The sequence below is a fragment of the Qipengyuania citrea genome (genome assembly GCF_024171405.1).
Taxonomy (GTDB): domain Bacteria; phylum Pseudomonadota; class Alphaproteobacteria; order Sphingomonadales; family Sphingomonadaceae; genus Qipengyuania; species Qipengyuania profunda.
Genome location: NZ_JALJZT010000002.1, coordinates 287,117 through 300,045 on the forward strand (window position 1 = coordinate 287,117; position 12,929 = coordinate 300,045).

A 12,929-nucleotide genomic window follows, 5' to 3' on the forward strand; every position below is an offset into this window, starting at 1 on the left:
GTCAGGCGGTCATTGCGATCCAGTTTTCGAGCAGCGCCTTGGCCTTGCCCGAGTCCAGCGCTTCGGCAGCGATCTCCGCGCCCTCGGTCCAGTCGGCGGTACGACCGGCGATAATCAGCGTCGCTGCGGCGTTGAACAGCACAGCATCGCGGTAGGCGCCCGGGCTCCCGCCGAGCAGTGCCTCGAGCGCGCGGGCGTTATACGCCGGATCGCCGCCGCGGATCGCCTCGACCGGGGAATGCGGCAGGTTGGCTTCTACCGCGACCACGCGGCGCATTTCGAAATCATTGCCCTGCACATCGGCCAGTTCATTGCCGCCAGCGAGGCTCAGTTCGTCGAGCCCTTCGTCACCCGAGGCAATGAAGGTGCGCTCGGTTCCCAGCTTGGCCGTGGCTGCGGCATAGATGGGCACATAGGCGGGCCGGGCGATGCCGATCAACTGGCGTCTGACACCGGCGGGGTTCGACAAAGGCCCCATCAGATTGAAGATGGTACGCACGCCGAGCTTTTGCCGGATCGGCTGAATGCGCCCCATTGCAGGATGGTGGTTCTTGGCGAAGAGGAAGCAAATTCCCAATTCGGCCAGAGTCTTCTCCGCGCTTCTTCCCGCGGCTTCCATGTCGAGACCGAGCGCTTCGAGCGTGTCGGCGGCGCCCGCCTTGCTGCTGGCCGCGCGGTTGCCATGCTTGGCCACGGGCACACCGCAGGCGGCGACCACCAGGCTCACTGCAGTGGAGACATTGAGCGTGTGATGGCCATCGCCGCCCGTGCCGCAGCAATCGACCGTCCCCTCGGGGGCAGTGATCGGGATCAACCGTGCCCGCAGCGCGCGCGCCGCGCCGGCGATCTCGTCGGAGGTTTCGCTGCGCGCCGACATGTCGACCAGGAAGCGCGCGATATCCTCGTCGCCGGTCTCACCATCGAGGATCCAGCCGAAGACCTCTTCGGCCTCGGCCTCTCCAAGGTGTTGCCTGGCGTCGGGAAGCGTCTTCATGCGGGGACCTTGGCGGGGATACCGCAGAGGGCGAGGAAATTGGCCAGCAAGGCATGGCCATGTTCGGTCGCGATGCTTTCGGGATGGAACTGTACGCCGTGGATCGGCAGGTCGCGGTGGCGGAAGCCCATCACGCTGGTGCCGTCGAGGCCGGGGGTTTCGCTGGTGGCGTTGATCGCGAGGCAGTCCGGATTGTCCTCGACCACCAGCGAGTGATAGCGGGTCGCGGTGAAGGGCGAGGGCAGCTCGGCAAACACGCCGCTGGAATCGTGAGTGACCGGCGAGGTCTTGCCATGCATGAGCCCGCCGCGCACCACGCGGCCACCGAAATGCTGGCCGATCGCCTGGTGACCGAGGCAGACGCCGAGCAGCGGAGCGCGCGCATCGGCACAGGCTGCCACCAGGTCGAGGCTGACGCCTGCCTCGTTGGGCGTGCACGGACCGGGCGATATGAGATAGCCCGCATGGCCCGCCGCCAGCGCCTCGCGTGCCGAGATGGCGTCGTTGCGCACCACCTCCACGCCTGCACCCAGTTCCATCAGGTAATGGACCAGGTTGAAGGTGAAGCTGTCGTAATTGTCGATTACGAGGATGGAACTGCTGTCGGTCATTCGTGGCGTCAATGGCGGGGTAGCGCGGTGCTTTCAAGCAAGGAAAGCTGCGAGACGCGAAACGTCAACGTGACGTCACGCCGCTTTGCCCGCGAGCTTGTCGGTCGCGCGGACGAGTCCGTCGACGATCCCCGGTTCACTGGCGCTGTGACCGGCATCGTGGACGATCCATAGCTCGGCCTCGGGCCAGGCCTTCTTGAGCGCCCATGCCGCGCCCGGCGGGGTGCAGATGTCGTGACGGCCCTGGACGATGATCCCGGGAATGCCCGCCAGCTTGTCGACATTGGCCAGCAACTCGTTCTCGTCGAGGAAGAAGTCCTCGAGAAAGAACTTGGCGCAGATCCGCGCGAAGGGCACCGCCTTGGCCGGATCGCCGAAGCTTTCGAGCAGGTCCTCGTTCGGCAGCAGCGTGGCGACATGGCCTTCCCACAGCGACCATTCGCGCGCCGCGGCGAGCCGCGTGGCTTCGTCGTCGCTGGTCAGCCGTTCGTAATAGGCGCGAACGAGATCGCCCCGTTCGGCTTGGGGAATAAGGCCGGTGAACTGGTCCCATTGCTCGGCCATGATCTCGCTGGCTCCATAGCCGTAGAGCCACGACTTTTCCTGTTGCCGCGCGAGGAAGACGCCGCGCAGCACCAGTTCGCTCACCCGGTCGGGATACTTCTGCGCGTAGGCCAGCGCGAGAGTCGAACCCCAGCTGCCGCCGAAGGCCTGCCATTTCTCGTGGCCGCACATTTGGCGCAGCCGCTCGATATCCTCGACGATGCGCCAGGTGTCGTTGTGCTCGATCTCGGCGAAGGGCAGCGACCTGCCGCACCCGCGCTGGTCGAACAGCAGCACGTCATAGGCTTCGGGATCCCACTGGCGCCGGTGGTCGGGCGCGATGCCCCCGCCTGGTCCGCCATGGAGGAAAACTGCGGGCTTGGCGCCCGGAGTCCCGACGCGTTCCCAATAGAGCGAATGGCCTTCGCCGACATCGAGCATGCCGGTCTCATAGGGTTCGATCTCGGGATAAAGCTGGCGGCGGGTTTCGGTCATTCGGAGGCTTTCTTGCTGACGACGACAATCGGGCCGATCGGCGCGCCGGTATCGAGCCGCTCGGTCACCGGGTTCCACAGCAGCGAAACGGTATCGTCGAGGAACAGTGCGTTCTTCACTTCGAGCTCGTCCTTGTAGAAGCGGGCGAGTTTGCCGAAGGATATCGGTGCATTGGAAATCACGAAATGCGCGCGGCCTTCGTCATCGACACCCACCGCATTGCGGATCAAGCGCGAGGGGCCGTCCTGCGTGATCTGCGGATGGATACGGCCATCGCTCACCAGCATCGGGCCCGATTGCGTGCCGAATTGCGGCCGTTCGGAGACATTGGCGAGGAACCAGGCGCTGTCGCGGACCATCCATTCGCCCCCGCTGCCGTAGAACACGCCGTTGGGCTTCATGTAGAAATTGCCCGAGCCCGTCCCGGTGTCGAGTTCCTGCAATCGCTGCGAACGCTGGACGAAATAGCCGACCGGCGTGCCGTCACCGTCGAAGATGCCGGCGTTCATCGCGAAAGCGATGGACTCGCTATCGCTGGCGGCGGCGAAATCCTTGAGGCTGCGATACCGTTTGTCACCGTCACCCAGCGCCATCGCAATCGTGTGGCGTGCGGGCACTGCGAGGCAATGGGTCAGCGGGGTGTCTTCGAAAATGATCGAGCGGCACGCGCTTTCGACCTGGCTGGCCAGTGTTTCGCTCGGGCTGGGCGTCGACGTGGGGGCGGCCTGCGCCTTGCCGTCGATCCGTGCGCGGGCGACGGGCTCTCCTTCGGGCTGGGCTTCGCAGGCAGTCAGCGCGAGCAAGGCCAGCGCGGCAAGTATATGTCTCATTGACCGAACCCGGGCTCCTTAGCGAGGCGCACGGCTTCCCTGGCCGCAGCGAGCAGCGCGCTCGCCTTCGCTTCGCATTCTCTCTGTTCATAAGCGGGATCGCTGTCCGCGACTATCCCTGCGCCTGCCTGGACGTGCATGGTGCCGTCCTTCACCACTGCAGTGCGCAGGACGATACAGCTGTCGACCGACCCGTCGGGCGCGAAATAGCCCACACCGCCGGCATAGGGACCACGCGTGGCAGGCTCGAGCTCGGCGATGATTTCGCAGGCCCGCACCTTGGGTGCGCCGCTGACCGTCCCGGCGGGGAAGCCCGCAAACAGCGCATCGATCGCGTCCTTCGAGCTATCGAGCTGGCCGGTAACGTTGCTGACGATGTGCATGACGTGGCTGTAGCGCTCGACGGTGAAACTCTCGGTCACGGTGACGCTGCCCGATTGCGCGACCCGGCCGACATCGTTGCGCCCGAGGTCGAGCAGCATCAGATGTTCGGCGCGTTCCTTGGGATCGGCGAGCAGGGTCTGTTCGGCAAGCCGGTCCTCTGCCGCAGTTGCGCCGCGCGGCCGGGTTCCCGCGATGGGCCGGATCGTCACCTCGCCATCGCGCACCCGGACGAGGATCTCGGGGCTCGATCCGACGATGGCAAAACCGGGCATGTCGAGGAAATAGAGGAAGGGCGAGGGGTTTACCCGCCGCAGCGCGCGATAAAGCGCCATCGGGGGCAGAGTGAAGGGCGAGGTAAAACGCTGCGACAGCACCACCTGGAAGATGTCGCCGGCCTCGATATATTCCTTGGCGCGCAGCACCATGGCTTCGTAATCGGCGGCGGGCATGGTCGGTGCCAGCGCGGGCTCGGGGTGCTGGTCGGCCGAATAGCGTGCGCTGCCTGCCGAATGCGACAGCTTGCGGAGAACTTCGTCGATCCGTTCTTCGGCCTGTGCGATGGATCCGTCCTGCCAGACCGGCGCGATGCAGAACAGGGCATCGCTGAGCCGATCGAGCACCAGCAGCACGGTGGGCCGCACGAAAAGCATGTCGGGGAGGCCGAGTTCGCCCTCGGGCGGGCGGGGGAGTTTTTCGACCAGGCCGATCGTCTCATAGCCGAAATGACCGACCAGACAGGCGAGGGCGGGCGGCAGTTCGGCGGGTACGTCGCAGCGGCAGGATTCGACCAGCGCGCGCAGGCTGGCGAGCGTGCCGTCCTCGCTGGGTTCGAAGGCGCTGTGCGAATGCTGCCATTGCGCGTTGATCTCTGCGCGGTCGCCTGTTGCGCGGAACACCAGGTCGGGGTCCAGCCCGATCAGGCTGTAGCGTCCGCGAACCTCGCCGCCTTCGACCGATTCGAGCAGGAAGTCGCCGCGGCCTTCCTCGAACAGCTTGATGGCGGCGCCAACCGGCGTTTCAGTATCGGCGACCACTTCGCGCCACACCAGCGCGGGCCGTCCCTGCGCCAGCGCCGTGCGTGCCCGGTCGGTACCCTTCAGCGCGGTGCCCAACTGCGCCTCAGCTACCGGTAAGCTGCGTGCGCACGGCCTCGATCGCCGAAGGATTGCGCGATACGCCCAGTTCTTCGCGCATCGCACGGCGGAACTGGTCGGCATATTCCTCGCCCAGCAGCGGGCCCATCTGGCGCTGTGCCTGCGCGATCAGCGGATCGTCGGCAGCGATATCGTCCATCGCGATATCGTTGACCCGGACCACGAAGAAACCGGCATTGCCGCCCGCTTCGAGCTTCTTGGCCGTGCCTTCGGCCATGCTGAAGAGCAGCGCCAAAGGCGGCGGGATGCGGCGCTCGCGCTGGCGGGCGAGGTCTTCGCGGGTCATATCGACCGACTGGGCCGGGGGCACGCGGCGGTCCTCGGCAGCGAGTGCCTCGGCGATCGACTGGCCCTCGCGCAGACGCGCCATGACGCGGTCGGCAGCCGCCTGCGCGGCTTTCATGCCTTCGGTCGCGCGCCAGCGGGCTTCGACCATGTCCTCGATCTCGGCAAAGGGCGCAGCGGCGGCGGTGATGATATCGCCGACTTCGTAGACGAGGTAGGTCTGCCCGCTTTCGACCGGTGCGATCTCGGGCTCTTCCTCATCCATCTGGAAGGCGGTGGCGAGCGCGGGACGCAGGACATCGGGCAGCGTACGCTGCGGCGTATCGTAAAGGCGGCCATCGGCAAGCGCGGGGCCGACCGTGCTGAGGTCGAGGCCGAGGTCTTCGGCGACTTCGGCCAGCGTTGCGCCATCCTCGAGCTGTTCCTCGATCTCGCTGGCGAGGTCGGCCATGCCGCGCACGCGTTTTTCCTCCCGCAGCGTATCGGTCAGTTCACTGCGGACCTGTGCGAGCGTGCGCGCGGGGGTGGTGTCGATCGCATCGATACGCGCGACGTGCCAGCCGAGCGGGCTCCGCGCAGGCGTAGTCATCGCTCCGCGCGCTGCGGCGAAATAGGCCGAGGCTACCGCGGGCGATGCTTGCGCGGACAAGCCTTCGCGCAGGACATCGACGACCGGGGCGGCGCGCAGGCCGGCTTCGCGGGCAACCGTTTCGAACGAGGCACCGCCGGCGACGCGGTCGCGGATCGACTTTGCTGCGGCTTCGGTGGGCACGATCAGCTGCGTGACATCGCGCGTTTCGCTGGCGGCATATTGCGCGGCGTCGCGTTCATAGCGCGCGGCGATTTCGGCATCGGTCGGCTCGATACGGTCGCCGAGCGCGCTCGAATCGAAAGTCGCATACCGGATCGTCCGGCGTTCGGGGCGGACGAAGACATCGCGGTTGTTGTCGTAATAGGCGCGCAGCACCTTGGGGTCGGCCTTGCCGCTGGGGGCATAGGTTGCCGCGGGCAGGAGAGCGATCGAACCGCGACGACGTTCCTTGAACAATTGCGCATAGCGATAGGCGAGCTTGTCGGGCACGCTTGCGCCGAAGCCGGCCGGGATAAGCAATTGCTGCGACAGCAGGCCGGTCCCGAGGTCTTCGCGGACCTGTGCATCGGTCACCCGCTGCTGGGCCAGCGCCTGGCGATAAGTGTCCTCGCTGAAATTGCCATCGGGCCCGCGGAAGGCGGGGATCATGCGGATCTCGCTGTTGATGAGATTGTCGCCCGCGCGGATGCCGTGCTTCTGCGCAAAGCCCATGATAGCCGCGCGATTGATCAGCGCTTCGAGCGATCCGTCCAGCCCGCCTTCGCGCAGGAATGCCTGCATCGTCGCCGTCGGCTGGTCCTGGCGGAACGAGTCGAGCCCGTTATTGGTGGCGCGAACGAGATCGGATGTGGAAATTTTCTCGTCGCCGACCACTGCCACGCGGTCCCCGCCCGCTATTCCCCCGAAAGTTCCGGTGCTCGAAACATCCGCGCTGGCGAAGGCGAGAGCGATCAGGCCGAGGAACGCCAGCGAGATGGCCAGACCGAGCTTGGTCTTGAAGAAGTTACGAAAAAACTGGAACATGGCGTGCGGGCAATCCCGTTAATGGCTGCGATCTTCCGGGGTCACCCGGATGGGTTGGGGCGCTTTATCCCCCATGCGACCGCGCGGCAACAGGTTGCAAAGGGTTTTGACGCGCGAAGAAACCTTCTCTAGCGGAGCGCATCCCAAGCCCCATATAGCGGGCCACCCATTCAGACAATTCGCAGGACCTACCCATGGCCGAACGGCCCTACATCGTCGGAAACTGGAAAATGAACGGCACGCGCGCAATGCTTTCCGAAGCACGCGCCATCGACCGTGCCGCGCAGCGTTACATGAAGGTCGAGGTCGCCGTGGCGCCTCCCTATACGCTGATCCATGCGGTCCATAAGGAAGCCGAGCAGATCGGGGTCGGCGCGCAGGATTGCCACCCGGGTGCCGAAGGCGCGCACACGGGTGACATCAACGCCTCGATGATTGCCGATGCGGGGGCGAAGTTCGTGATCCTCGGCCATAGCGAGCGGCGCCAGGACCATAGCGAGACCAAGGACCTCATCAATGCCAAGATCGAATCGGCGCTCGAAGCCGGGCTGCGAGTGATCCTGTGCTGCGGCGAACCGCTCGAGACGCGCGATGCCGGGAAGGCGGAACGCTATGTCCTCGACCAGCTCAAGGCCGCGCTGCCATTGTTCGAGGATCCCGCCGAGCGCCTGACCATCGCCTATGAGCCGATCTGGGCGATCGGAACCGGACGCACTGCGACCAGCGAGGACATCGCGGCAATGCACGCCGCGATCCGCGCGCTGCTCAACGAGACCTACGGCGAAGAGGCATCGTCGCTGGTGCGCATTCTCTATGGCGGTTCGGTCAAGCCCGACAATGCCCGCGACATCCTCGCCACGCCCGAAGTGGGCGGGGCACTGGTTGGCGGAGCCAGCCTGTCGGCCGAAAGCTTCCTCGGCATCGTGGTCGGCGCGTCGGAGGCCGAAGACGCCTGATCCCGGCACGCTTGCCGTTTGCCCTGCGCGCGCCTAGATGCGCGTGAGCCCAGCAATACCAGTTCCAAGAGTATCCGCATGTTCCTGTTTCTCACTGTCGTCCAGGCGATCGTCGCAGCCGCGCTTGTCGGCGTCATCCTGATGCAGCGCTCCGAAGGGGGCGGCCTCGGCATCGGCGGCAGCCCGTCGGGCATGCTGAGCGCGCGCGGGGCAGCGGACTTCCTCACCCGGTCGACCAAATGGCTGGCGGTCTTGTTCGTCGTCCTGTCGATCGCGCTGGCCGCGGTCGCGGTCGAGACGACCGGCAGCGATGCCATCGAATCGACGCTCGACCGCTCGGTTACCCCGGCCGCGCCCGCCGATCCTCTCGGTCCGGCAACCACCGGCGAAGCCGCGCCAGCCAGCACCGATCCGCTCGGCGACGCGACCGAATAACGAACGATACATCGCAGGACTGTGGATTGCGCCGTGCCAGCGGCGCGATTTGCACGTGTTTGCGCTTGCCCCGACTCACCCCCTCAGCTTAAGGCCCGACACCCATGGCGCGGTATATATTTATCACCGGCGGCGTGGTCTCCTCGCTTGGCAAAGGTCTCATGGCAGCATCGCTTGCCGGCCTGCTCCAGGCGCGTGGCTACAAGGTCCGTATCCGGAAATTCGACCCCTATCTCAACGTCGATCCGGGGACGATGTCCCCTTATCAGCACGGCGAGGTCTATGTGACCGATGACGGGGCCGAAACCGACCTCGACCTCGGCCATTATGAACGCTTCACCGGCGTGTCGGCGCACCAGGGCGACAACATCACCTCGGGCCGGATCTATCAGGACATCATCGCCAAGGAGCGCCGCGGCGACTACCTCGGCGCTACGGTGCAGGTGGTCCCCCACGTCACCGACGAGATCAAGGACTTCGCACTCGCGGGGCAGGACGATCACGATTTCATCCTGTGCGAGATCGGCGGGACGGTCGGCGATATCGAGGGCCTGCCGTTCATGGAGGCGATCCGCCAGCTGCGGAACGAGCTCGAGCCGTGGCAGACGCTCAGCGTCCATGTGACGCTGGTGCCCTATATCGCCGCTGCCGGCGAGCTGAAGACCAAGCCGACCCAGCACTCGGTGCGCGAACTTGCCAGTCTCGGGATCAAGCCCGACGTGCTGCTGTGCCGCGCCGAGCATCCGATCCCCGAATCCGACCGGCGCAAAATCGCCCAGTTCTGTAACGTCCGCGCTGAAGCGGTCATTCCCGCGCTCGATGCGCCGTCGATCTATTCGGTGCCGCTGCAATATCATGGCGAGGGGCTCGATACCGAAGTCCTGCGCGCCTTCGGTATCACCGATGCACCCGATCCCGACCTGTCGCGCTGGTATGATGTGGTCGACCGCCATTCGAACCCCGATGGCGAAGTCACCATCGGCGTGATCGGCAAGTATGTCGGCCTGCAGGACGCTTATAAGTCGCTCAACGAAGCGCTGGTGCACGGGGGCATGGCGCACCGGGTCAAGGTCAACATCAAGTGGATCGATGCCGAAGTGTTCGAGGGCGACGATGCGGATATCGCCGCGCGGCTCGAGCCGATGCATGCGATCCTCGTCCCCGGCGGTTTCGGCGAACGCGGAAGCGAGGGCAAGATCGCCGCGGTGCGCTTTGCGCGCGAACGCAAGGTGCCTTTCTTCGGGATTTGCCTCGGTATGCAGATGGCCTGCATCGAAGCGGCCCGCACGGCAGGACACAGCGCTGCATCATCGACCGAATTCGGGGAAACCGACGAACCGGTGGTGGGGATCATCACCGAATGGATGACCGAAGAGGGCCTGCAGACGCGCGAAGCGGGCGGGGACCTTGGCGGGACCATGCGGCTTGGTGCCTATGAGGCCAAGCTGGCGGCCAACAGCCATGTGTCGAAAATCTATGGCGGTGCGACCAGCATCTCAGAGCGGCATCGTCACCGCTACGAGGTCAATGGCGCCTATATCGAGCCGCTGGAGAAGCAGGGTCTGATCTTCTCGGGCATGTCGCCCGATGGCCTGCTGCCCGAAATCGTCGAACGGCCCGATCATCCGTGGTTCGTCGGGGTCCAGTTCCACCCGGAATTGAAGTCCCGGCCATTCGATCCGCACCCGCTGTTTGCCGGTTTCGTCGGGGCAGCACTCGAGCAGGCCCGCCTCGTCTGAATTACCCAAAACGGAGGTTTCGGGGCAAGTCTCTGAATTCCTTGAACTATGATTTTCAAGCGCTTGTAAAAACGCGACAAAATCATTTCGCCTCCGCGAGGCGGGTTTATCTTTTGATATATTTGCTGCAGAATAACGGTCTTCCGCGCCCTCGGGTGCGGCTCTTCGAGATATGCGCTTCGCTAGCAGGCGATGGGGCTTGCCTCGATGACGGCTGTCTTCTGCGACCCGGACGGTCGATTTCGAGGTAGGGCGGCGTTTACGTCGCGGGGGCGGAACCCAAGTTCCGCCCCCTATACCTTCGTTATGCTAATTGTCGGATCGGGATCAGGCAGCCTTGGTGTCGCCGTCCTCGTCATCCTTGACCACTTCGAGCGGCTTCTGCGCGCCGATCGCGATCTTCTTGGGCTTCATCGCATCGGGCACTTCACGCACGAGGTCGATTACCAGCAGACCATCGGCCAGGTCGGCATTGTCGACACGCACGTAGTCCGCCAGTTCGAAACGCCGTTCGAAGCCGCGGTTGGCAATGCCCAGATGCAGCATCTCGCCCTCGTTCAGCTCGTCGCGCTTCTTTCCGGTCACGACCAGCAGGTTCTGCTGTGCGACGATGTCGAGATCGCCCGAGCGAAAGCCGGCCACGGCCAGCGTGATGCGGTATTCATCGTCGCCGCGGCGCTCGATGTTGAAGGGGGGGTAATTGTCGCCGCCGGCATTGCGTGCCTGGCGTTCCATCAGGTCGAACACGCGGTCGAAGCCGACGGTGGAGCGACGGAAGGGAGTAAGGTCCATACGGTTCATCGAAACAAATCCTCTGTTGAGCGATTCTATGATGGCGGGGCCCGCATTCGGCACCCCGTCGCCGCCCCGGACATCGTGGCGGCCCATTCGAGATAGGCACGCCGATTTGGCTTTCAAGTCTCTCCGGCGCGCGCTAGCTTCGACGCTGAAAACAAGAGGATTTCCATGAGCCAGCCCCAAGTCGACATCTATACCAAATTCGGGTGCGGATATTGCTACCGGGCCAAGCGCCTGCTTGATGAAAAGGGCGTGGATTATGCCGAATTCGACATCACCATGGGCGGACCCAAGCGCGACGAAATGCGCGAGCGCGCGCCCGGCGCGATGACCGTGCCGCAGATTTTCGTCGGCGATACGCATGTCGGCGGCTCCGACGAGCTCGCCGCGCTCGAACGCGAGGGCAAGCTCGACGCTTTGCTAAACGGCTGATGCCGAAGATCGCCCTGTTGCAGATGACCTCGGGGGTGGATCCCGAAGCCAATGCAGCCACGCTCGAGCACGCCGTGACGAAGGCGGCGGCCGAGGGCGCGGAAATGCTGTTCACTCCCGAGATGTCGGGCCTGCTCGATCGCGACCGGAAACGGGCCGCTGAGAGTATCGTAGCGGAACAAGAAACGGCGGCGCTGGCGCGAGTTCGCGATGCAGCAAGCCGCGCGGGCATCTGGGCCTCGCTGGGCTCGCTGGCCGTGGATGTTGGTGGCGGCCGCTGGGCCAATCGCGCTTTCGTGATCGATCCGCAGGGTCAGATCGCAGCGCGCTATGACAAGATCCACATGTTCGATGTCGACCTCGCCAGCGGCGAAAGCTGGCGGGAATCGAACGCGTATCAGGCAGGGAATGGCGTGACGACCATCGGGGACACGCCGGTCGGCCGGCTTGGCCTGACGGTTTGCTACGACATCCGCTTTCCCGCGCTGTTCGATGCATTGGGCCAAGCGCAATGCGACTGCATCGCCATCCCCGCCGCATTCACCGTTCCCACCGGCACCGCGCATTGGCACGTCCTCCAGCGTGCCCGCGCGATCGAAGCGAGCGCCTTCGTGGTCGCCGCGGCACAGGTCGGCGAGCATGCGGACGGGCGGCGGACCTATGGCCACAGCCTGGTGGTCGACCCCTGGGGCGAAGTGCTGCTCGATATGGGCGGCGAGGAGCCGGGACTGGGCTTTGCCGACATCGATCTTGCCCGGATCGCCGAGGTCCGTGCGCAGGTGCCCAGCCTTGCCAACCGCCGTGAAATCGCCAATTAGGCCGCCATCATGATCGTTTTCGACCTTTCCTGCGGCGAAGGCCACCGGTTCGAAGGCTGGTTCGGCTCATCGGACGACTATGCCGCGCAGCAGGCCGAGGGTCTGCTCACCTGCCCGCAATGCGGAAGCGAGGAGATCGGCAAGGCCCCGATGGCCCCCTCGGTTCCGGCAAAGTCCAGCACGCGCGAAGCGGGCGGGGACACCGGCACGCAACTGGCCAAGGGCAACATGCCGGTGGAGGTCAAGAAAGCCTTCGAAACGCTCGCCCGGGCGCAGAGCAAGGCGCTCGAAAGCAGCACCTGGGTGGGCGACCAATTCGCCGAGAAGGCCCGCGAGATGCACTATGGCGAGGCCGACGAGGCGCCGATCCACGGCCGCGCCACGCGCGACGAGGCCGAAGACATGGTCGCCGAGGGCATTTCGGTGGCACCGCTGCTGGTGCCGGTCGCGCCGCCCGACGAACTCAACTGATTGCACCGCGAGTCCGAGCCGCTATACGGGGCCTGGCCGCGCCCGTAGCTCAGTCGGATAGAGCATCAGATTCCTAATCTGGGGGCCACAGGTTCGAATCCTGTCGGGCGCACCACATGAGGCGGTCCGGTGACGGGCCGCCTCATGTGGTTCGGCGCATCGGGAGCGAGCCTCGTTTGGAGTCGGAGCGCAGCGGAGACGGCGCCGCAGGCGCCTATCCTGTCGGGCGCACCAATTTCCCATGGAAGCAAGCTGAGCAGCGACAAACAGATGCCCACGGAGGGCCGACAAATATGGCGAACCCTGTTGGTGACACGGAAAATGCCAGGAACGAAATTGGTAGCTGCCGAGGTAGTCGCGTCGGTAACT

At 65.0% G+C, this 12,929-nt stretch carries 13 protein-coding genes and 1 tRNA gene; 7 read left to right on the top strand and 7 right to left on the bottom strand.

The window, feature by feature from the left end:
- Position 1: 1 nt before the first annotated feature.
- From trpD to J2S32_RS02275, 6 genes are all read right to left on the bottom strand, one after another.
- Positions 2-994, bottom strand: coding sequence for an anthranilate phosphoribosyltransferase (gene trpD, locus J2S32_RS02250; protein ID WP_253515540.1), 993 nt, complete (start codon positions 992-994; stop codon positions 2-4).
- Positions 991-1,605: an anthranilate synthase component II gene (locus J2S32_RS02255; RefSeq protein WP_253515541.1), complete on the bottom strand. Its 615-nt coding sequence runs from the start codon at positions 1,603-1,605 to the stop codon at positions 991-993. The genes trpD and J2S32_RS02255 overlap by 4 nt, the downstream gene beginning before the upstream one ends.
- Before the next feature lie 75 nt (positions 1,606-1,680).
- Positions 1,681-2,643: a prolyl aminopeptidase gene (gene pip, locus J2S32_RS02260; protein ID WP_253515542.1), complete on the bottom strand. Its 963-nt coding sequence runs from the start codon at positions 2,641-2,643 to the stop codon at positions 1,681-1,683.
- Entirely contained in the window at positions 2,640-3,473 is an 834-nt protein-coding gene (locus J2S32_RS02265) for a phosphodiester glycosidase family protein (protein ID WP_253515543.1), read from the bottom strand. Before J2S32_RS02265 ends, pip begins: the two co-directional genes overlap by 4 nt.
- Positions 3,470-4,969, bottom strand: a complete 1,500-nt coding sequence (gene trpE, locus J2S32_RS02270; protein WP_253515544.1) for an anthranilate synthase component I — start codon at positions 4,967-4,969, stop codon at positions 3,470-3,472. Before trpE ends, J2S32_RS02265 begins: the two co-directional genes overlap by 4 nt.
- Positions 4,970-4,976: 7 nt before the next feature.
- Positions 4,977-6,911, bottom strand: coding sequence for a peptidylprolyl isomerase (locus J2S32_RS02275; protein WP_253515546.1), 1,935 nt, complete (start codon positions 6,909-6,911; stop codon positions 4,977-4,979).
- 194 nt (positions 6,912-7,105) lie between these two features.
- Between J2S32_RS02275 and tpiA the strand changes: the two genes are divergently transcribed.
- From tpiA to J2S32_RS02290, 3 genes are all read left to right on the top strand, one after another.
- Positions 7,106-7,867: a triose-phosphate isomerase gene (tpiA, locus tag J2S32_RS02280; protein ID WP_253515547.1), complete on the top strand. Its 762-nt coding sequence runs from the start codon at positions 7,106-7,108 to the stop codon at positions 7,865-7,867.
- Positions 7,868-7,945: 78 nt separating this feature from the next.
- Positions 7,946-8,302, top strand: a complete 357-nt coding sequence (gene secG, locus J2S32_RS02285) for a preprotein translocase subunit SecG (RefSeq protein WP_253515548.1) — start codon at positions 7,946-7,948, stop codon at positions 8,300-8,302.
- 104 nt (positions 8,303-8,406) lie between these two features.
- A complete protein-coding gene (locus J2S32_RS02290) occupies positions 8,407-10,041 on the top strand; it encodes a CTP synthase (protein WP_253515549.1) in 1,635 nt (544 codons plus the stop codon).
- Between the two features lie 327 nt (positions 10,042-10,368).
- Here the strand turns inward: J2S32_RS02290 and J2S32_RS02295 are convergent, their stop codons facing one another.
- Complete coding sequence (locus J2S32_RS02295) at positions 10,369-10,842, bottom strand: Hsp20 family protein (protein ID WP_253515550.1); 474 nt, start codon at positions 10,840-10,842, stop codon at positions 10,369-10,371.
- Positions 10,843-11,007: 165 nt separating this feature from the next.
- On the opposite strand from J2S32_RS02295, the gene grxC reads away from it, so the two are divergent.
- The 4 genes from grxC to J2S32_RS02315 all read left to right on the top strand — a co-directional run bounded on the left by grxC (position 11,008) and on the right by J2S32_RS02315 (position 12,675).
- The gene (gene grxC / locus J2S32_RS02300) at positions 11,008-11,271 is read left to right on the top strand and encodes a glutaredoxin 3 (RefSeq protein WP_253515551.1); all 264 of its coding nucleotides are present in this window, start codon (positions 11,008-11,010) and stop codon (positions 11,269-11,271) included.
- Positions 11,271-12,089 (top strand): carbon-nitrogen hydrolase family protein, encoded by an 819-nt coding sequence (locus J2S32_RS02305; RefSeq protein ID WP_253515552.1) that lies wholly within the window; start codon positions 11,271-11,273, stop codon positions 12,087-12,089. Before grxC ends, J2S32_RS02305 begins: the two co-directional genes overlap by 1 nt.
- A 9-nt stretch (positions 12,090-12,098) precedes the next feature.
- Positions 12,099-12,560: a DUF1178 family protein gene (locus tag J2S32_RS02310; protein ID WP_253515553.1), complete on the top strand. Its 462-nt coding sequence runs from the start codon at positions 12,099-12,101 to the stop codon at positions 12,558-12,560.
- 38 nt (positions 12,561-12,598) lie between these two features.
- Positions 12,599-12,675: transfer RNA gene (locus J2S32_RS02315), tRNA-Arg, on the top strand.
- The last annotated feature ends 254 nt before the right edge of the window (positions 12,676-12,929 follow it).

What these genes read in the sequence shown, in the direction of transcription:
- secG (WP_253515548.1), top strand. Translation starts at nt 7,946, where the DNA reads ATGTTCCTGTTTCTCACTGTCGTCCAGGCGATCGTCGCAGCCGCGCTT.
- tpiA (WP_253515547.1), top strand. Translation starts at nt 7,106, where the DNA reads ATGGCCGAACGGCCCTACATCGTCGGAAACTGGAAAATGAACGGCACG.
- trpD (WP_253515540.1), bottom strand. Translation starts at nt 994, where the DNA reads ATGAAGACGCTTCCCGACGCCAGGCAACACCTTGGAGAGGCCGAGGCC.
- J2S32_RS02275 (WP_253515546.1), bottom strand. Translation starts at nt 6,911, where the DNA reads ATGTTCCAGTTTTTTCGTAACTTCTTCAAGACCAAGCTCGGTCTGGCC.
- pip (WP_253515542.1), bottom strand. Translation starts at nt 2,643, where the DNA reads ATGACCGAAACCCGCCGCCAGCTTTATCCCGAGATCGAACCCTATGAG.
- J2S32_RS02295 (WP_253515550.1), bottom strand. Translation starts at nt 10,842, where the DNA reads ATGAACCGTATGGACCTTACTCCCTTCCGTCGCTCCACCGTCGGCTTC.
- J2S32_RS02265 (WP_253515543.1), bottom strand. Translation starts at nt 3,473, where the DNA reads ATGAGACATATACTTGCCGCGCTGGCCTTGCTCGCGCTGACTGCCTGC.
- J2S32_RS02290 (WP_253515549.1), top strand. Translation starts at nt 8,407, where the DNA reads ATGGCGCGGTATATATTTATCACCGGCGGCGTGGTCTCCTCGCTTGGC.
- grxC (WP_253515551.1), top strand. Translation starts at nt 11,008, where the DNA reads ATGAGCCAGCCCCAAGTCGACATCTATACCAAATTCGGGTGCGGATAT.
- J2S32_RS02255 (WP_253515541.1), bottom strand. Translation starts at nt 1,605, where the DNA reads ATGACCGACAGCAGTTCCATCCTCGTAATCGACAATTACGACAGCTTC.
- J2S32_RS02310 (WP_253515553.1), top strand. Translation starts at nt 12,099, where the DNA reads ATGATCGTTTTCGACCTTTCCTGCGGCGAAGGCCACCGGTTCGAAGGC.
- J2S32_RS02305 (WP_253515552.1), top strand. Translation starts at nt 11,271, where the DNA reads ATGCCGAAGATCGCCCTGTTGCAGATGACCTCGGGGGTGGATCCCGAA.